12 protein-coding genes are annotated in these 19,038 nt (G+C 58.4%); 7 read left to right on the forward strand and 5 right to left on the reverse strand.

The window, feature by feature from the left end; all coding sequences use genetic code 11:
* Positions 1-2: 2 nt before the first annotated feature.
* Positions 3-863: a pirin family protein gene (locus ABVS03_RS09555; RefSeq protein ID WP_368018922.1), complete on the forward strand. Its 861-nt coding sequence runs from the start codon at positions 3-5 to the stop codon at positions 861-863.
* A gap of 114 nt (positions 864-977) precedes the next feature.
* On the opposite strand, the gene ABVS03_RS09560 is transcribed toward ABVS03_RS09555, so the two are convergent.
* The 4 genes from ABVS03_RS09560 to ABVS03_RS09575 all read right to left on the reverse strand — a co-directional run bounded on the left by ABVS03_RS09560 (position 978) and on the right by ABVS03_RS09575 (position 8,400).
* The gene (locus ABVS03_RS09560; protein ID WP_368018923.1) at positions 978-1,130 is read right to left on the reverse strand and encodes an LPXTG cell wall anchor domain-containing protein; all 153 of its coding nucleotides are present in this window, start codon (positions 1,128-1,130) and stop codon (positions 978-980) included.
* A 1,013-nt stretch (positions 1,131-2,143) separates the two neighbouring features.
* The gene (locus ABVS03_RS09565; RefSeq protein ID WP_368018924.1) at positions 2,144-3,028 is read right to left on the reverse strand and encodes a class C sortase; all 885 of its coding nucleotides are present in this window, start codon (positions 3,026-3,028) and stop codon (positions 2,144-2,146) included.
* Between the two features lie 107 nt (positions 3,029-3,135).
* A complete protein-coding gene (locus tag ABVS03_RS09570) occupies positions 3,136-4,635 on the reverse strand; it encodes an isopeptide-forming domain-containing fimbrial protein (RefSeq protein ID WP_368018925.1) in 1,500 nt (499 codons plus the stop codon).
* Positions 4,636-4,743: 108 nt separating this feature from the next.
* Entirely contained in the window at positions 4,744-8,400 is a 3,657-nt protein-coding gene (locus ABVS03_RS09575; RefSeq protein WP_368018926.1) for a Cna B-type domain-containing protein, read from the reverse strand.
* A gap of 728 nt (positions 8,401-9,128) precedes the next feature.
* On the opposite strand from ABVS03_RS09575, the gene ABVS03_RS09580 reads away from it, so the two are divergent.
* Positions 9,129-10,517, forward strand: a complete 1,389-nt coding sequence (locus tag ABVS03_RS09580) for a PTS transporter subunit EIIC (RefSeq protein WP_368018927.1) — start codon at positions 9,129-9,131, stop codon at positions 10,515-10,517.
* Between the two features lie 52 nt (positions 10,518-10,569).
* Here ABVS03_RS09580 and ABVS03_RS09585 read toward each other — a convergent pair whose 3' ends face one another.
* The gene (locus ABVS03_RS09585) at positions 10,570-11,580 is read right to left on the reverse strand and encodes an AraC family transcriptional regulator (protein ID WP_368018928.1); all 1,011 of its coding nucleotides are present in this window, start codon (positions 11,578-11,580) and stop codon (positions 10,570-10,572) included.
* Positions 11,581-11,757: 177 nt separating this feature from the next.
* On the opposite strand from ABVS03_RS09585, the gene uidA reads away from it, so the two are divergent.
* From uidA to ABVS03_RS09610, 5 genes are all read left to right on the forward strand, one after another.
* Positions 11,758-13,608, forward strand: a complete 1,851-nt coding sequence (gene uidA / locus ABVS03_RS09590) for a beta-glucuronidase (RefSeq protein ID WP_368018929.1) — start codon at positions 11,758-11,760, stop codon at positions 13,606-13,608.
* Positions 13,609-13,925: 317 nt separating this feature from the next.
* Positions 13,926-14,744, forward strand: a complete 819-nt coding sequence (locus ABVS03_RS09595; protein WP_330972058.1) for a gluconate 5-dehydrogenase — start codon at positions 13,926-13,928, stop codon at positions 14,742-14,744.
* Positions 14,745-14,823: 79 nt separating this feature from the next.
* Positions 14,824-15,462, forward strand: coding sequence for an RpiB/LacA/LacB family sugar-phosphate isomerase (locus tag ABVS03_RS09600; protein ID WP_368018930.1), 639 nt, complete (start codon positions 14,824-14,826; stop codon positions 15,460-15,462).
* 102 nt (positions 15,463-15,564) lie between these two features.
* Positions 15,565-16,581, forward strand: a complete 1,017-nt coding sequence (locus ABVS03_RS09605) for a LacI family DNA-binding transcriptional regulator (protein WP_368018931.1) — start codon at positions 15,565-15,567, stop codon at positions 16,579-16,581.
* A 280-nt stretch (positions 16,582-16,861) separates the two neighbouring features.
* A complete protein-coding gene (locus ABVS03_RS09610; protein ID WP_368018932.1) occupies positions 16,862-18,178 on the forward strand; it encodes an ATP-binding protein in 1,317 nt (438 codons plus the stop codon).
* The last annotated feature ends 860 nt before the right edge of the window (positions 18,179-19,038 follow it).

The following is a 19,038-nucleotide window of genomic DNA, read 5'->3' on the forward strand; positions in this document are numbered from 1 at the left end:
CCATGTTCCGCCACGGAACCCATGTCGTGAAGGGATACCGCACCCAGGACGGCGCCGGCGTGAGCCTCGTACGCGTGCTCGGAGCCGAGACTGCAGAAGCCTTCGACCCCTTCCTCATGCTCGACTCCTTCGACAGCACCGACCCTGATGCCTATACGGCAGGATTTCCCCTGCACCCCCACCGCGGCATCGAGACCGTGACCTATCTGGCAGAAGGCGCCATCCAGCACCGCGATACGATGGGATTTTCCGACACGATTCACGCCGGCGAGGTGCAGTGGATGTGCGCAGGCTCGGGCATCGAGCACGATGAGCAGATCCCGCCCGCCAAGCGCCTGCTCGGCATCCAGCTCTGGCTGAACCTGCCGAAGAGGGACAAGATGGCACATCCCTTCTACCATGCCATCCACGCAGGAGACGTCGAGGAGGTTCGCCCGGCAGAAGGCGTGACGCTGAGGCTTCTTGCCGGCAGCTACGAAGATCCTGCGGGCACGCAGCACAAGGGCTTCGAAGGCCAGCACCTGCCGCTCGACTTCTACGAGATCGCACTCGATCCGGGGGCCAAGCTTAACGTACCCGTGAACGAAGATGCGAGCGTCATGGCATTCACGCTCGAAGGCAGCGCCACCATAGGAGGCCTTCCCCTTGGTGCCAAGACCGCCATCAAGCTCGAGGAGGGTGACAGGGTAAAGATCGAAGCAGATCCCGATGCCCCTTCTCATGTCCTCTTTCTGAGCTCTGTGGCTCTGCATGAGCCAATCGCCTGGGGCGGCCCCATTGTCATGAACACAGAAGAGGAGCTCCTCGCTGCCTTCCGGGAAATCGAGCAGGGCACCTTCCAGAAGGAGCAGCTAGAGCACTGATCTGCCAATGCAGCAGCCTTTCCAAGGGACTTTTCTGGCATGGCACAGCTTTTCTGGCTGCAGCCGGCAGCACGCTGCTGCCGGCTGCAGGACCCGGAACCCCTCTGCTATGCACTATCTGCTGCTACGCCGCCTCAAGAGCGCAAAAGCTCCGGCAAGGGCTGCAATGCCCGATGCTGCAAGGCTGGCCACCGAAGCGATGCCGGACATGTCGCCCGTCTCGGGAAGCGCCAATGTTTCCCCTGCCGGCAGCAGCGGCAGGCACATACGGAACGCTCTTCAGTTTTGCAGATGTCCTGATTGCCGCTCCCACGCTCGGAATCCTGATTGCAGGATCAGGCCGAAGAAGCAAATAGCCGCCCCGCATAAGCGGAAACGGCCACTTGCCAACATTTCCGAAAGAAATGGAGCGGCCTTCTTCCCGCCAGAACCGGGTGCCGCCTGCTCTGCATTGCAGCGCCTTTCTCCCCTCTTCCGCAAGAGGTTCCCATAAGAACCAGAGAGCCCCGCCAGGACGCCTCTCGCATACATCCGGACAGGTATGGCCATGCCGTGGCACAGTGATATCAGAGCAGCAATGACGCTGCTGCCACCGGAAGGGATGACCTGGCTCCTGACGAGGGCTTTCCGAGCCTGCCTTCGCCGCGTCGAGACTTGCAGACAGCCAATCAGAGAGGTGCTGGAGCGAAGGCGTTCCATAAGGGACAGCACGGATGCCAACGACAAGCTGTCCTTCGCTGCCGCAGCAATGTCATGTGCCACCGCTTCGCTGGCTCTCCCACGCTCCTGCAGGATGCATCACTCGGAAGCCCATCTGCAAAAGAGAGCAAGACCGCGGACCACTGGACAAAGCCGCTCCGAGATATCCAGCAGCACGCTATGGCCAGGATCCCTCTTGATTCCGTCATATCAAGCCGCTATGAGAGCAGTATAGAACACGTATTCGTCTTTACGAACAGGCCGAAGCTCCTGGCTGCAGAGGCGGCATGATGCAAGGCAGGCGGCGGACCGTCTCCGAATTCCGGATAAGGAGACGGACAGATGAAAGAAGTTCACGATGTTCTTGAAATTCTGATTCTTGTAGCCCAGCTTGTCCTGTCGACCCTCCGCTTGTGAGGAGGCGAGAAAGATGAAGCCCCCGCGCAGATAGCGCAGGAGCTTTGAAAGAACCCTAACGATTCTGTCAGGGATTCGGGGACGGGGCGAATCCGTCCGCCTGTCTTGCATTGTACCGCCGGAAGATGCCGGCAATCAATAGCGCGAAAAGCCTGAAGACGCGATCAGCTTCTCCTGCTTTCCCGCGCATGCTTCGGAGCAGGGACAGACCTGCGCTTCTTGGCGCGTGCAGCAATCAGGCACAGGACGATGAGGCCCGCCCCAATACCAGCACCTATCAGGGAGAACACCAGCAGAGGCGCACCTTCGTCGGCTGGACTGAGAAGCGGCACATCGTCCTTCTTGTCCTGCATGTCGAGCCACTCCTGCGGCACGTCGCAGCGTTCTGCATGGACAAGGAGCCGGTGCGTGTTCACGCCGTAGGGCGTGCAGGTGACAAGCGTCACGAGGTCCTTTCCCTCCTGTGTCACAAGGCTCTGCGTCTCGGCAGGAAGCACCACCTCGGAACCTGTCACGCGGTAGGCATGGTCCTCTCCCAGAACACGGATGATGAACCAGTCGCCTTCCTGGAGACGGTCTATGTCACCCAGAATCTTGGCAGAAGGAAGGCCGGTATGGCCGGCAAGGACACAGTGGGTGGAAGGCCCTCCGACAGGAAGCGACGTGGAGGGAAGATGCCCTACACCCTTGAGGAGTGCCTCATCGGATACACCATGATAGATAGGCAGGTTCACCCCGATGGAAGGAATGATGAGCTGGCCCATGACACCATCGCCCGAAATATTGAGGACGCTTGCATACTCTTCATCGGACGGCGTGGAATTGTTCGGATCAAAAGGATCGGATACCACAACACGTCCTTCAAGCTGCCGCTGGTTGAACGCACGTGCAGCTTCCCATTCCGCCGAGAGATCCTGTTCTGGAGCCTGCGCGACAATGTCTTCCTGGCGCACGCCTACCGCCGCCTGCTCCTTGCGGGCGAGATAGTCGCTTGCGTAGGGATAGAGGATGGCCGCTATGCCGGCAAGCGCCAGCAGGATAGCTGCCACTAAGGTCCTCACGCTATGGCGGGTGCCGACAGAAGAGCCGGAAGAGGCTGCTGCCCCTTCCGGCTTTCTCGCTCTATGTCTGCTCAGATGAAACAAGACTCAGCTGCTTACTTGGAGCGCTTGAGGCTGCGTGAAGCGACAAGGCAGGCAGCACCGAGAAGCGCTACACCGCCGATAGTGAGGACGGCCGTGCCGGCATCGCCCGTCACCGGCAGCAGGGGCTGGTCAGGGTCGACAACATTGCTATTGCTGACCAGGTAGTTGTTCTCCGTGACCTCTGTTGCGGGGTTGTCGGCTTTGGCATTTCTCTCGTTGAGGGTGAACTGGAAGTCCTGTGCCTTCTGCTTGCCGGCGGGGACGTTGGTCTCCTTCGCGGTGTAGGTGCCGGCACCCAGGTCCTCGAAGTAGACGTAGGCCTTGCCGTTGACTATGGTCGAGGTCGAGGTGATGGAGTGGCCGTTCTCGTCCTTGATCTCGTTGGCTCCGCTGGCGTCATAGAGCGTGAAGGTCGCGCCCTCGAGCGCTTTGCCGTCCTTGTCCGTCTTGGGGAAGGCGTAGCCGTAGGTCTGGACCTGCGTGGTCTTGTCCGGGGTGACTGTCGAGTCACTGTAGGGGTTGGGGTTGAAGGTCACCGTGGCGGTGTTGCCCGTCACGTCGGTCGCGCTGTGCGAGAACGCGGCGGAGGTCAGGGTCGCGTCGTACGTGATCTCTACTGCCTGGCCGGGGTGCGCGAGCACGAACTCCTTTTCGAAGTCGAACGTGTAGCCCGTCTCCGTCTGCGTGGTGGTGGCATCCTTGAATGCGTTCGCCCCGTCCGCAGTAGCCTTGCCGCCCTCCCAGACCGTGGTAGTGCCGACCGTGACCTTGATGGTGTTGGTCTGAATCTTGAGGCCGTCTGTCGGCCGGTCGTTCACCGTGAAGGTGGCGTCCTTGGAGTTCGTGGGGTAGTTGGGCACGTTGGTCGTGACCTTGAAGGGAACCGACTGCCCAACGGTGTACTGGTCGGTCTTCTCCTTGTACCCGGTGCCGACGCCCTTTTTGACGTCCACAGGCTCGTTCTTGACCTCCTGGCTGGCCAGCGTCTTGGCGGAGTACTTGCCATCGGCCCCGGCGACGGGGCTCGCGTCGATGGTCGTCGGCTGGAACACCTTGGTTTCGCCGCTCGTGGAGGTCACGACGACGACCCAATAGCCGGAGTCGAGTGTGAGGGTGGCCTCCCCGCTGTCGTTAGCGGTTCCCGTAGCCGTATGGCTGTTGGCGGGAGTCGCGGGGTTCTCCTTCTTGGTGAACGCCTGGGAGTAGGCGTCGCCGGCCGCCTTCTTCTTCTGCTCGTCGGTCGTGAGCGCCGAGAGCTTCGCCGGCGTGTTGTACGCCTCGGGCAGGCCGGTCGCCGCGGTGTACGTCAGATTGTTCGCGCTATCGATATCCGCATCGAAAACCTGATATGCCGTGACGGTATCGTCCTTATTGAGCCCTGTGATCGTGAGCGTCGAATCGTCAACATCCGTGTCGCTCGTCTTGGCGAACGCAGTGGCTGGGCTCATTGCAGCAATGAGTGCAGCAGCGCTCAGAAACGCCCCAATCCTTCTTCTGTAGCGGTAATCCATGATTCCTCCTTGTCTTGCCCAAAGGGCCCTGCAAACGAACTTCCTGTATCTGCTTATCCAAGCCCGCAGATGCGGACGGATTGCCTATGGCTCGGGGATGGCATCCCGCTAGGAACGGTGCCAGAGCCCGATACGTACGACTGCCCACGCTATGGCCGCGACACCCAGCAAGAACAGCGGGCCATCGCCGATGCTTCCTGTAACAGGGAGGCTGCCTACTGCCTTGACATCAGTGACGGTGATCGAGAACTGCCCCTTTTCGTTGGTCTTGATGGTGCTCTCCGTACCTGAGAGACTTGTGAACTCTGCCGATCCGTCACCCTTGATAACGAGGGTCATCTTTCCCTTGGGAAGCTGGTAGCCCTGCGGCGCCGCAGTCTCCGTGATGGTATAGGTGCCAGGGTGCAGCTTGTTGGAGATGAAGATCGTTCCGTCGTTGCCCGTCGTGAGTTCGACCTTGTCCTTCGAGAGGCTTCCGTCGGTCATTACGTAGCTGTCAGCAGTCTGGATGGTGAACTTCGCACCAGGAAGCGGTCCTTCCTGCGCACTGCCATCTGCCGCGACACCCTTCTTGAGGAGCGAGAATCCGAAGCTCGGCGTATTGGTGACCGTGAAGCCATCGCTTGCAGAACCTTTGATCTCGGAAGAATACCCTGGCAGAGTCTCCTCCTCCACCGAATAGGAAATCACGTTCCCATCAGCATCCCGCTTGGGGAGGTTCCTCCATATCACGGTAAGGCCGTCTCCTGTCGCACCTGCTTTGATGGTCCTGTCCTGACCCTCGACCCTCGTGGGTTTGGCGCCGCGGACCTTCTGCAGAAGATGGAAGGTCACCTCTGGGTGATTCTTTGGGTCAGCATTGCCATCGTTCCACACCTTGGTCGCATGCACCTCGACCACAGCGCGGTTGGTGATTGTCGGGATATCTGCAGCGACCGCAATCTCGTGACTTGCCGCGGTGATGTCAGACGTGGTCTCAGAGAAGTTATCTGCCTTGGACGTGAGCTTGGTGACTGTCGTTGCCTGTGCGCCGATGTTTCCACTCGTGCCTGGACCATGGTTGGGTTCTGTGACCGTAAACGAGCCGAGCGTCGTGTAATTCCAGCTCTCCGATGTACGGATGGTAAAGCTGTGGGATTCGCTTGCAACATCCCACCATTCGACATAGCCGAAGTCTGCAACGCCGTTCGTCACCTTTGCTGTCGCACGGGCCCAGCCCATGTTGTCCGAAGGAGAGAGCGCAAGCGTCTGTCCATTGTAAGCGGTGCCCACATTGGCAGTCACATGGAGGAAGTATCTGCCGTTTCCTGCAAATGTGAGGGCATAGCTCCCCGAGACGCCGCTTGCCGTCTGCGTCTCTTTGCTGACCGTGACCTTCACTGTGGCGGTCTTGCCGCCGACCGTGATGGTATAGGTATAGGTGCCTGCAGCTGCAGCAGAGAAATCGACTGTGCCGAAGCTGACTTTCCCCTTCTCATCTACCTCGGCAGAGCTCTTCTGCGGTAACGGCGCTCCTTCAGATGCGCTGATTGTGGCTGTGCCGCCAAGGCCTGTCGCCTTTGCGGACAGCGTGCCGGAAGGCCTTCCTTCATCCTGCACGAACGAAGGCACGATTGCAGTTTCATGAGAGCCAATCGTGACAGCGAGCTCGGCAACGTGGCTTCCGGCGCTCACGCGGTATTTGTACTTGCCAGCATCTGCCTTCGAGAAGTCGACCGTACCAAAATCTGCTTTGCCATCCGCACCGATTTGGACGCTCGCGCTTGAAGACATCGGTGCACCATCCGTGATGGGCTCAATGGTCGCCGTGCCCGTGATGCCGGATGTGGACGCGATGATCCTTCCGCCTTCATACGCCGCAGAAAGCGTCCCCTGGTCGTAGCTTGTCGTGACCGTGATGGGGTCTCCTGCAGCCTTGGAGCTGTACGTGCCTTTCACGTAGACCGTTACCGGCTTTGACGCATAGACGATGCCGTCTTTGGTGTACGTGCCATCCCCATTGTCTTTTGCACCTTCGGGCACCTGTTCGGAGATGGTATAGGTACGCTTAATCGTGCCATCTTTGTAGCCAAAGTCTGCAGGATGGAATCCTGAGACCTTGAAATGCGCGATGCCATCTTCGCCGTTCGTCGCGGTGCCAATCTGGGTGCCATCCGAGTCCTTGAGCACGAAGGCGAACGCATCCTTCTCGAGCGCATCGCCGACGAGCGTCTTCTGGACCTTAAGGTCAATGCTGTTGCCGCTCTTATAGGAGTTGGCAAACGCCGGGACATAGCTCTCGCCGCTTCCCTCCTTCTTTGTGAAGCCGCTATCGCTATACCAGGTCTTCTGAACGGTATAGCTGCCATCAGTCTCCTGCTTCACGGAAGCCTCGAGATAATGCACATGCCCGTCGTAGACCACGCCGTCCTGGGTGAAGGTGCCATCATGGTTGTCCGTGGCATCTGCAGGAACGACCTCGCGCACGCTATAGCGGTAGGTCTTGCCTGCATTCTTGGCGCCAAGCTGCATGGCACCGAAGTTGACGCTGCCGTCAGCAGCACATCCTACCGTGGCAGAGGTGTAGGAAGATCCTGTCTCGTCTGCCGCAACAGGGCTCTTCGGGATGCCGATTGGCATGACTGGTGCATTGCCCTTATCGTCGTAGCCCTTATCGTCGTAGTAGCCGCGCAGCTCGTACTGGAACTGTCCTTGACGGAGAGCAACAGATTTCCCGCCCGACGTGAGCGTCTTCTTTGCAGAAATCGAGCCACCGCCCACAAGGTTGTACTTGATCTTCATGTTGGAGAGCTGGTTGCCGCGCTCCATATAGAAGAAGTTCATCTTGTGGCTGGAGTAGTCGGCAAACGTGTTGCCATTCCAAGCCACCGCGCCTTCCTTGCCAGCAGCGCTATAGAGTTCCCTCAGTGTGTAGGTTCTTTTCTGACCCTTCGAGCCCACATCGCCAATCGTCACTTCGCCCGTCCTGAAATCGATATCGAGCGTCGAGACACCATGGATGCCGCCCAGATCGCCTACAAGGACGCCGTCGATATAGACCCACACGTCGTCGTCACCCGAGAACTCGAACTTCATGGGCTCGAGGGTGCCGTCAGACTTCTCCACCATGCCGCCATAGGGCTGCGTGAACGGCGTGGTCATAGTGACGCCGAAATAGTGGTTATGGTAATTGCCTCTGCTTGTGCTGTGGTACTGCGGCTTTATTTCAGGGTCGAACGGGAAGAAGCCATAATAGGTGGCCTCATTTGCGCCGTAGATATCGTGGCTCGCGCCCGCTGGAAGCTCTGACACTGTGAACTGCTTCGAGTTCTTGTCGAGCTTCGCCCAATATTGGGAGCTGTCATAGAAGTAGTAGCCATCGGCGTCCTGCTGGAAGAGATAAGTAGCGTCTGTATAGGATGCCTTGCCGTTCTGCGGGACAGCAGGATTGAACAGATAGGCAAGAGACTCTCCGCCATTTTTCTGCGAGAGCACAGGGTAGCCGTCAGATCCAAGCGTATTCGCAACAATGCCCTGATTGACGACGCTTCCTCCCAGGTAGGAGTTGAGGTCGCCCTTTGTTGCATTGACATCCCTGTCATAGCGATGGAACTTGAGCTTGTGGTTGGCATTGATGCCCCGGTTAGCAGGGCTGGTCCATGTGGTATCCCACTTGCTGTCGTCTTCGGTCTGGAAATCGATCCAGTAGTCGAAGACGTTCATGGTGGAGCCGATCGGGTTAGATACGGTCTCCGCAGCTGCAAGCGATGGAGTGGCCAATGCCACGAGAAGGGCTGCTAGGAGAGCCCCCCCCCCGAATCAATTTCTGCAGCAGCCGCGGCCTTGGCCTGCCCGTGCCTGTTTCGGCAGAAATGCCAGCCTCACTCAGTTGCATCGATACCTCCAGCAGAAGCCATACACGCTGTGCCATCGTCACCAGAAAGAACCGATGCAAGAGAACTGCCTCGTGCAGCATCAGGCCTTCCCTTAAGATTTTATTAAGATAATAGGCACCAGATGCTGTATTAGCAAGTGATTTTACAGTCTGTTTTCAGATAGAACTGCCCAGCGTCCACAAACCAGGTCTGAATGCAGGACAGGCATCGGATGCAGGCAGCATCCATCAGAGGTTCCGCCTGCAGCGGCAAAAGACCGCAGAGGCTGAAGGCACAAGAAGTGCTCCTGCCTGCCGCTTCTCTTCGAGAGGATTCATGCCCTTCGCTGTCCCGTACAGGGAAAGGGTGTACGCATGCTGTATGCACAACGGAACATGCTGCTGCGCTCCGCTATCTGTTATATCTGTTTATGCCCCATCTGCTCCCAATATGGTCAGTCTTCCTGGACATTGCTGACCACTCACGGCTATTTTCCAGCCGTTTGCCGCGATACTGTTATAACAGTTTGGTCAATTTTCCTCCGTTTTACGTTATCGTGCCGATTCCTTGATTCCGGTCTACTTAAGGCTGTCAGCACACAGGGGAAGGCACGATGCCTTCTGGGAGAAAGGATGCGACGTGGCAAAGGATTACAAGGCTCTCGCAGCGTCTGTGATAGACGAGGTCGGCGGAAAGGACAATATCGTCTCCGTGACGCACTGCGTCACCCGCCTGCGCTTCGTCCTCAAGGATGAGTCCAAGGCAGACGATGCTTCCGTCAAGAAGATTGCCGGCGTGATCGATGTCGTGCACGGCAATAACCAGTACCAGGTCGTGATCGGCACCGATGTCGAGAATGCATACGATGCTGCCATCGCCGAGCTCGGTTCAGCCTTTGCCGGCGGCGAGGTCCCCGCAGACGATGACCAGAAGAAGGGCAATGTCTTCGACCGCTTCTCCGAGACGGTCTCCGGCATCTTCTTCCCCTTCATGGGCGGCTTCATCGCGACCGGCATGCTCAAGGCGCTCCTGATCATGCTCTCCAACTTCATCCCCGGCTTCAGCCAGACCGGTGCCTACACGGTCCTGTATGCCGGTGCTGATGGCTTCATGCAGTTCCTTCCCTTCGTCCTGGCCGTCTCGGCTGCCGAGAAGTTCAAGACGAACAAGTTTGTGGCACTTGCCGTCGTATTCCCGATGCTCTACACCACGATCACCGCAGCCTACGCCGCGCATACGCCGCTCGACTTCTTCGGCATCCCGGTGACCTTGGTCTCCTATGCCTCTTCCGTCATCCCGCCGGTCATCATGACCTGGCTGCTCGCAAAGCTCGAGAAGTTCCTCAAGGGCCACATGAACCAGACCCTGTTCTCGCTCTTCGGCTACATGATCTGCCTGATTGTCCTGGTGCCTGTCGAGCTCATCTGCGTCGGCCCGATCTTCCAGATTGCCGGCACCTTCATCGCCGATGCAATCCTGGCTGTCTACAATGTCGCCCCGATCATCGCCGGCATGATCTTCGCAGGCCTCTGGCCGATCCTCATCATCTTCGGCGCCCATGCTGCCTTCACGCCGATTGTCCTCAACAACATGGCCACGCTTGGCTATGACTGGCTCTCCCCGCTCTCCTGGGGCTGCAACTTCGCAATGGCCGGTGCCTGCCTCGGCGTCTTCCTGAAGACCAAGAACCTCAAGCTCAAGGAGCTTGCCGGCCCGAACTGGATCACGGCACTTCTTGCCGGCGTGACCGAGCCTGCCATCTACGGCGTGAACCTCAAGTTCAAGAAGCCCTTTGTCATTGCCTGCATCGCCTCTGCTGCCGCTTCCATCCCCATCGCCGTGGCAGGGCTTCAGCGCACGGCCTTCATCGGCGTGAACCTGATCACGATGCCGGCGCTGTTCTTCTTCCCCGGCGGCTGGGCCGCCCCGATCTGCGCAGCCATCGGCTTTATCGGCGCAGCTGTGGGCACCTACCTCTTCGGCTTCGACGATTCGATGATCACGGATCCGGCACTGCTCGAGGACTAGCTTCGCCCCCATTTCCTGCCTGGCAGCAGCCTGCGCTGCTGCCAGGCTTCTGCTATCTGTTCTGCGCCTGCTCGAGGCAGTGCTGGCGCCAGGCACCCGGAAGCATGCCGCACTCGCGCTCGAAAATCTTGTAGAAGTAGCTCATGTTCTGATAGCCGACTTCCGATGCCACATCCGCAATGGAGGACACGCCTCCTGCAATCAGGCGCTCGGCTACCATGATGCGCTGCTTCTGGACCAGCTCCTTGAAGGTCTGGCCGCATTCGGATCTGAGCATCTTCGTGATATAGCTCGTGCTCATGCCGAGCTCGCGGGCACACCCGGAAAGCGTGCAGGTACGGTAGTTGGCCTCTATGTAGCGCAGCACATTGAGTGCCGGACTCGCGATCGGCGCTGTCCCCGAGCTGGCATTCTGCTCGCAGACATTCACGAGCTCCGCAAGCACGAGCGTCAGCAGCGCATCTGCCATCTCCTCCGACCGCGGCGAGGGATCGAATGCCTCGCAGAGAAGCTCGTTCATGAAGAGCGGAAGGCGGCGGCTTTCCTGGGAAGGAAACAGGATGAAGCTGTCGTGCGCTGCCCCTTTCGAGATCGAGCGCACGAAGAAGGAGGTCACGATGCTGTCCGAGTCGAACCTGCTGAAGAAGCTCGTATCGAAGTAGCGCTTGTCGATCTGTACATTCACGAGAATGTCGTCTTCGGAAAGCGGCTGTATCGTGTGGACAGTGTCGGAGTCGACGAGCAGTACCTGCCCTTTCGCCACGTCGAGTATCCCGTCGTTCACGACCTCGAGGCAATGCCCGCTATACATGTAGGCAAGCTCGACGAAGTCATGCATGTGCAGCGGGTAGTTCCGGAAACGGGAGTGGCGCTTGGCACGGATGAACGCAGACGGGATGCCGAAAGTCCCCGGCTTTCCCGCATGGAAGCGCGAGAGCATGACCTGCCGGCCTCCAACGTCCACGAACCGGCGCTGCTCGGGCGCAGGGACAGCTCCTTCGCGGTAGAGCCGCTCATGGTCGGAAAGCGTCCTCAGCTGCCTGTCGAGCTCTTCGGGCGTCACGGCTCCACCATACCTTTCCGAGAAGGGACCTGATGCGGAACAGCCATGACCGAATGCGCATATCCTGGCCCTGCGTCAAGCCATCAAGATCCAATCTGCAATACTTGCCCCATACTACCTCAGGCCACACCCGCTCACGCCACGGACCAGGGCCTGTACAACAAGAAAGGTTCCGAAATGTCTTTTGCATCGCTCTATCCGCGCATCACGCGCACCCGCCGCATCGAGGACCTCTCGGGCGTCTGGGACTTCCAGTTCGATCCCGAGCGCCAGGGAGTCTCCCAGAGGTGGGCCACAGGCCTTCCCGACCCGATCGAGATGCCGGTGCCTGCCAGTTTCAACGACATCTTCACCGACAAGGCGAGCCGCGAGTACTACGGCGATTTCTGGTATCTCAGGAAGGTCTTCATCCCCGGCGAGTGGCAGGACAAGGAGCTCGACATCCGCTTCGATGCCGCGACGCACCGTGCACGGGTCTTCGTGAACGGGGACGAGGTCGCCTCCCACGAAGGGGGCTTCACGCCCTTCGTGGCCCATCTCAATGGACACGTGAGGTTCAACGACTGGAATACGGTCGCCGTCCTTGTCAACAACGAGCTCACCGAGCAAACCATCCCCTGTGGCGGCACGGCGACGCTGCGCGATGGCACGAAGATCTGCGCGCCCTACTTTGACTTCTTCAACTACAGCGGTCTGAACCGCACGGTACGCCTGCTTGCCACCCCAAAAGAGCGCATCGAGGACTTTGCGGTCACGACCGAGATCGTGCCCCAGGCAGACGGTGGCTCCACGGCCCGTGTCAGCTACACGGTGTGCACGACAGGCACCCACCGCGTCGAGGTGCATGTCCTCGACGAGGACGGAGACGAGGTCGCCTCGGCCGTGGGCTCTGCTGGCACGATAGAGATCGAATCTGCCCATCTCTGGAACCTGCGCGCCTCCTATCTCTATACGTTCTCCGTGCAGATCTGGGACGAGGACACGCTCGTCGACGAGTGGTACGACGAGATCGGGCTCAGGACCGTCGAGATCTCGCACCGCCAGATCCTCGTCAATGGCCACCCGGTCTACCTCAAGGGCTTCGGGCGCCACGAGGATTCGCCGGTCCACGGCAGGGGCACGGATCCTGTCGTGAATCACCGCGACTTCGAGCTCCTGAAGTGGATGGGCGCAAACTCCTTCCGCACGAGCCACTACCCCTATGCGGAGGAGCAGCTCTACGAAGCCGACCGCGAAGGCTTCTTCGTAATCGACGAGGTAGCTGCTGTCGGCATGCTGCGCTCGACCAAGAACTTCGCCGATGCCACGACCAAGGCGCAGGGCGCCACCTTCTTCGACGATCCTGCCGTTCAGGAAAAGACCCTGCCGGCACATCTTGCGGCTGTGGAAGAGCTCATCGAGCGCGACAAGCGCCATGCAAGCGTCTGTGCCTGGTCGCTCTTCAACGAGCCCGACTTCTCCTCCGAGGCAGCCGTCCCCTACGCCGAGAAGGTCTTTGCCCGGGCCCTCGAGCTCGACCCGCAGAAGCGCCCGCGCAGCTACACGAATGTCACCCGGTGCCGTGCCGGCATCGACAAATGCACCCATCTTGCCGACTTCATGATGCTCAACCGCTATGACGGATGGTATGTGTCGGGCGGCCCGCGCATCCAGGATGCCGAGCAGATCCTTACAGAGGAGCTCCACAAGTGGGAGGAGCTCGAGCCTGACAAGCCCTTCATGTTCACCGAGTACGGCACCGATACCATGGCGGGAGTGCACAAGCTGCCGAGCGTCATGTGGAGCGAGGAGTACCAGCTCGAGTTCTTCGAGCTCCAGCACAAGATCTTCGACTCCTTCGACTGGATCTGCGGCGAGCAGCCTTGGAATCTCTGCGACTTCCAGACCACCGAGGGCATCATGAGAGTCGACGGCAACAGGAAGGGCGCCTTCACCCGCGACCGCCAGCCCAAGGCCGTTGCCTTCCTTCTGAGGAAGCGCTGGCTCGCAAAGCCCGACTACTCGGATGGCTTTGTCCCCGAGCGCTGAGAGAGCTGCTGCAGCATGATGCTTCCAAGGAGCCCCGCTGGCCCATGCCGGCAGGGCTCCTTGTCCTGTCCTTGGCCAGGAGCTCTGCGCACCCGCACAGAGGCTCCCTGTGTCCTGCTCTGCCTGTTTAATAAACCGTTTTGCCACTAGCCCGATGAGACGGACAAGCATCCATTCTGCATAATGTGTGGCAGATACCAAACTTTCCAGGCAATTTCTCCGGAGCGTCCATTTGCTCTCTTGCAAGTTTGCAAAACTGGTTTACTATCAGAGTTGCACAGCAGGAACGCTGATATGAGACCTCTAGGAGGATATGGATGGAAGAGAGATTCGACCCCCAGAAGAGCTTCTCCCTCGAGGGGAAGCTTGCCCTCGTCACCGGTGCCACCTACGGCATCGGCTTTGCCATCGCGACGGCACTTGCACAGGCTGGCGCCAAGATCGCCTTCAATGACCGCCGTCAGGAGCGCATCGACGAGGCCGAGAAGAAGTATAAGGAGCTCGGCATCACAGCCCATGGCTTCGTGGCCGATGTCACGGTCGAGGATCAGGTCAAGGGCCTCATGGACAAGATCTCTGAGACCTTCGGCACGACGCCTGACATCCTCGTGAACAATGCCGGCATCATCAAGCGCATCCCGATGCTCGACATGTCCGTCGAGGACTACCGCCAGGTCGTCGATATCGACCTTGTCGGACCGTTCATCATGGCAAAGGCATGCATCCCGGGCATGATCGAGAAGGGCCACGGCAAGATCATCAACATCTGCTCGATGATGAGCGAGCTGGGACGTGAGACCATTGCCGGCTACACGGCAGCCAAGGGCGGCCTCAAGATGCTCACGAAGAACATCTGCTCCGAGTTCGGCGGCGCGAACATCCAGTGCAACGGCATCGGGCCGGGCTACATCGCAACGCCGCAGACCGCCCCGCTGCGCGAGATCCAGCCTGATGGCTCCCGCCATCCCTTCGACCAGTTCATCTGCGCAAAGACGCCGGCAGGACGCTGGGGCACGCCCGAGGACCTCAAGGGCCCGGCCGTCTTCCTTGCTTCCGACGCTTCGAACTTCGTGAACGGCCACATCCTCTATGTGGATGGCGGCATCCTTGCCTACATCGGCAAGCAGCCGCAGTAGCACCAAGAGACAGGCGTCTCTTCTCCTTGGCGCCTGTCTTCCCCCGAGAATACCCCTTCAGTATGAAAGGCACACCATCATGAGAATTGCCCTTATCAACGAGAACAGCCAGGCAGCAAAGAATGCCATGATCGAGAAGGCACTGCGCAAGGTCACAGAGCCGATGGGACATAAGGTCTTCAACTACGGCATGTATGCCGCAGACGACGCTGCCCAGCTCACCTATGTCCAGAACGGCATCCTTGCCGCAACGCTTCTGAACGGCAAGGCAGCAGATTATGTGGTCACCGGCTGCGGCACCGGGGAAGGCGCCATGCTCGCGCTCAACTCCTTCCCCGGCGTCATCTGCGGACACGTCGAGGATCCGCTCGATGCCTACACCTTTGCCCAGATCAATGACGGCAACGCTGTCGCCATGCCCTTCGCCCTCAAGAACGGCTGGGGCCAGGAGCTCAACCTCGAGTACACGTTCGAGAAGCTCTTCGGCTTCGGCTCCGGCAATGGCTATCCGGCAGAGCGCGTCGAGCCCGAGCAGCGCAACAAGAAGATCCTCGATGCGGTGCGCGCCACGAACTTCCGTCCGTTCACGGAGCTCCTGCGCGACCTCGACCGCGACCTCGTGAAGGGCGCCTTCGCAGGCGAGCACTTCCAGGAGTACTTCTTCGCCGAGGCAACGGATGACGAGGTCATTGCAGCCGTCAAGGAGATTCTCGCCTAGCAGCTGCTGCAGAGCATCATCCATGGGACACGGGAAGCATGACTTCTCCGTGTCCCATGCTATTATTGGTTTACTAAACCCTCTTCATCCCGAGGAAGCACGATGCCGAGCACCAAGAAGCGTGTCACGATCACAGAGATTGCCCGCCTGGCAGGGACATCGAAGACGACGGTCTCCTTCTACCTCAATGGACACACCGACCGCATGTCGAAGGAGACCCATGACAGGATCGGCCAGGTCATCCGCGAGACCGGCTATGAGCCGAGCCCCTTGGCGCGCAGCATGAATGCAAAGCAGACCTATCTGATAGGCGTCGTCGTCGGCGACATCGCGAACCACTTCTCGAACCAGATTGTGAAAGGCATCGACTCGGTGGCAAGCGAGGCAGGATACCGCCTTCTGATATCGAGCTCAAACTTCGACCGCGACAACGAGCATGCCCTGATCGACCGCCTCATCTCGGTCGGGGTGGATGGCTTCATCGTGCAGCCGACCGCACGCTTCCGCGAAGTGGCAGAGGCGATCGGAAGCTCCGGCAAGAAGCTCGTCTTCTTCGACTCCAAGTACTATGACTACACGGCAAGCTGGGTCAAGACCGACAATTACGAAGCCACGAAGCGGGCCCTCTCCGAGGTGCTTGCCAAAGGCTATGAGCGCGTGCTCGTCGTGGCGGCAGAGCCGCAGCTTCTGAGCTCAAGGACCGAACGCCTCCAGGGCACAACCGATACGATCGAAGCCCTGGGCCTCCCCTCCGAGCACTTCGTGATTCCCGACAGGGGTGTGCCTCAAGAGGGGCTCACGGCATGGCTGCATGAGCAGCTCGACGAATGCACGGTGCCGACGCTCGTCTTCGCTCCGAACTGCTGGGCCCTGCCCGACATCTATGTCGCTATGCGCGACTTCTATGGACGCATGCCGAAAGAGATTGGTCTTCTCGGCTTCGACAACACTGACTGGGCAGCAGTCGCCTCCCCGTCGGTCTCTGTCATCGCGCAGCCCGCCTTCAAGGAAGGCGTCGAGGCGGCAAAGATTCTCCTCGACCTCATCAGCGGCGCCGGCAAGATCGATCCGCACCAGGTCCTCCCCTGCACTGTGCAATGGGGACAGAGCACTTTGTAGTCCAATTGCCAGATTATCCATGACACAGCCTCCTCTCCCTTCAGGAAAGGAGGCTGTGTCATTTTCTCGGAGGCCTCTGAGTGCCAGGTCAGCGAGCGCACACGAGCGTTGTTTATCCATCCTTTCCAAGCTCAGCTATCGGCAGAAAGCAAGAGATGTTGGCTTGCATATCTTTGAAATCTTGGATTTTTGCAATCTATCGAGGATATAAATTTAGGATTTTTGTCATATACTCAGATTTAAATTTACGCATTTGTGTCTTACGAAGCGGAGAAGCAGGATGCTCAAAAGGAAAGCCTATAGGCTCTTCGAAAGCTGGCTCGAAGCGCCTTCCATGAAAGCGCTTCTTGTCATGGGTGCACGCCAGGTTGGCAAGAGCTATCTGGTTGATGCCTTCTGCAGCGACCATTTCGAGAATGTCGTGAAATTCGACCTAATCGAGAATGCTGATATACGAGACTCGTTCTCCGCCGCCAAGAGTGCGGACGATCTCGAACTGCGCATGTCCGTAGCTGCAACGTCTCCTCTCGTGCCGAACAAGACTGCCATCATCATCGACGAGGTGCAGGAATGCCCCAATATCGTCACCTATATCAAATATCTGGTTCAGAAAGGCACATATCGGTTCATACTCACCGGTTCCCTCCTCGGCGTGCGCCTCGATTCGATATATTCCCTGCCCGTCGGCTATGTCACGAAGGTGCAGATGTATCCTCTCGATTTCGAGGAATTCTGCTGGGCCAATGGTCTCAATGAAGCGGTATATCAGCAGGCCGTCCAATGCTTCGAGGAAAGACGTGCTCTGCCTGAATTCCTCTACACAAGGCTGCTCGATCTCTTCCACCGCTATCTTATGGTCGGCGGAATGCCTGATGCCGTGAATGCTTTCCTTGCCACCAACAATATTGACTCGGTCAGGACTGTACAGCAGGACCTGCATGGCCTCTACCGTCTCGATATCACGAAGTATGCACCGCCCGAACTGCGTCTGACCATTCGAGAAATCTATGACCTGATTCCAAGCCAGGCCCTCTCCAAGACGCGCCGTTTCAATTTCGGCTCCATACAAGGCGTCAAACGATTCACGCAGGTCGAAAATCAGTTTCTCTGGCTTGTACAGGCGGGCGTCGCCTTGGCAGTCTACAATGTCGTCGCTCCATCCGCACCGCTTTTGGCTTACGAAGAGCGCAACAAATTCAAGCTCTTCTATCTTGATGCCGGAATGCTTGCTGCAGCATTGCCGAAGAGCAGCTATCAGGGCCTGCTTGATGGGAAGGCAACTGTCAACATGGGCGCTGCCTATGAAGCATTCGCGGTACAGGAGCTGGCAGCGCATGGATTCTCGCTACGCTATTTCACATCCAAGAAAATTGGAGAGCTCGACTTCCTGGCAGAGCACCAGGATGGCGGAATCGATGCGCTTGAAATAAAGAAAGGCGGATCGTACATGACTCATTCGGCGCTTGACCATGCACTCGAAGTGCCTGAGTATTCGATCGACAACGCCTACGTCTTTGCAGAATCGAATATCTTCGAGAAAGATAGCGTGCTCTATGTACCTATATTCCTTCTCGGTGCGCTTCAGTACGAATCCTAAACGGGATGAAATCTATTCGCATCTTTTAACTGGCGCAAAGCTGCAAAGCAAACCTCCGGCGGAAAACTTCCAACAGACACATTGAGGCAGCAAAGATCCTCCTCGACCTCATCAGCGGCACCGGAAAGATAGATCCGCACCAGGTCCTCCCCTGCACCGTGCAATGGGGACAGAGCACCCTGTAGTCATAGACTCGCTCATGCATCTGCAAATGCCCCGCTTCGCTTCTCTGCAAGCAGGGCATTCTCATGCCGCAGCGCCAAGCTGCCAACAGACGTAATTTCGGATTAGTGACGAAATGAGCCTCTGAATATCTTGGAAAAGTGTCAGTTCTGGGAATTTGAAATCTCGAATCTGTTCAGCACATCGGTCAGAAGAACGTACCAGCCTATCCTGCCATTCTCGCCATGGGCCCCAGCCTTCGCACTCGCCCTTCTGACCAGCGCATTGCATGTTATGAAGGTTTAGCCAACACCTTCATTCCATACGTTTCCGGACTTAGCAGTCGCCTCCACGCCTTGCATTCTACTGCATGGCACGCGAACCAGAATCACGAGCACATTCTCGCCAGCCACAGCCTGATACCTGACCGCCGGAATGACTGACTCGGGATGGTTGATGCTCGTGTTTGCCTCCGCATGGATCGAAAGCCGCTCTCCCCCGCACTTCAATGGCAGAACCTGGCAGGCCGCGTCGATATCCTCCTGGCAAGCTCCCTGCCTGAGCAGCATCGGAAGAGCATATGCATCGTTCATTCGGTTTCGCGTGCATGCCGCGCGTTGTTCATACGTGTTTTGTGCAAGTAGCACACATCCTTCGCACGAACGATGTGCTCCGATAATGTGAACCAGGCCTGCAGG

This window comes from Olsenella sp. AGMB03486, from assembly GCF_040884255.1.
Lineage (GTDB): Bacteria > Actinomycetota > Coriobacteriia > Coriobacteriales > Atopobiaceae > Olsenella_L > Olsenella_L kribbiana.

Excerpts from the sequence above, each read along its gene's own strand:
- ABVS03_RS09570 (WP_368018925.1), bottom strand. The coding sequence starts at position 4,635 with ATGGATTACCGCTACAGAAGAAGGATTGGGGCGTTTCTGAGCGCTGCT.
- ABVS03_RS09560 (WP_368018923.1), bottom strand. The coding sequence starts at position 1,130 with ATGTGCCTGCCGCTGCTGCCGGCAGGGGAAACATTGGCGCTTCCCGAG.
- ABVS03_RS09600 (WP_368018930.1), top strand. The coding sequence starts at position 14,824 with ATGAGAATTGCCCTTATCAACGAGAACAGCCAGGCAGCAAAGAATGCC.
- ABVS03_RS09605 (WP_368018931.1), top strand. The coding sequence starts at position 15,565 with ATGCCGAGCACCAAGAAGCGTGTCACGATCACAGAGATTGCCCGCCTG.
- uidA (WP_368018929.1), top strand. The coding sequence starts at position 11,758 with ATGTCTTTTGCATCGCTCTATCCGCGCATCACGCGCACCCGCCGCATC.
- ABVS03_RS09610 (WP_368018932.1), top strand. The coding sequence starts at position 16,862 with ATGCTCAAAAGGAAAGCCTATAGGCTCTTCGAAAGCTGGCTCGAAGCG.
- ABVS03_RS09555 (WP_368018922.1), top strand. The coding sequence starts at position 3 with ATGTTCCGCCACGGAACCCATGTCGTGAAGGGATACCGCACCCAGGAC.
- ABVS03_RS09595 (WP_330972058.1), top strand. The coding sequence starts at position 13,926 with ATGGAAGAGAGATTCGACCCCCAGAAGAGCTTCTCCCTCGAGGGGAAG.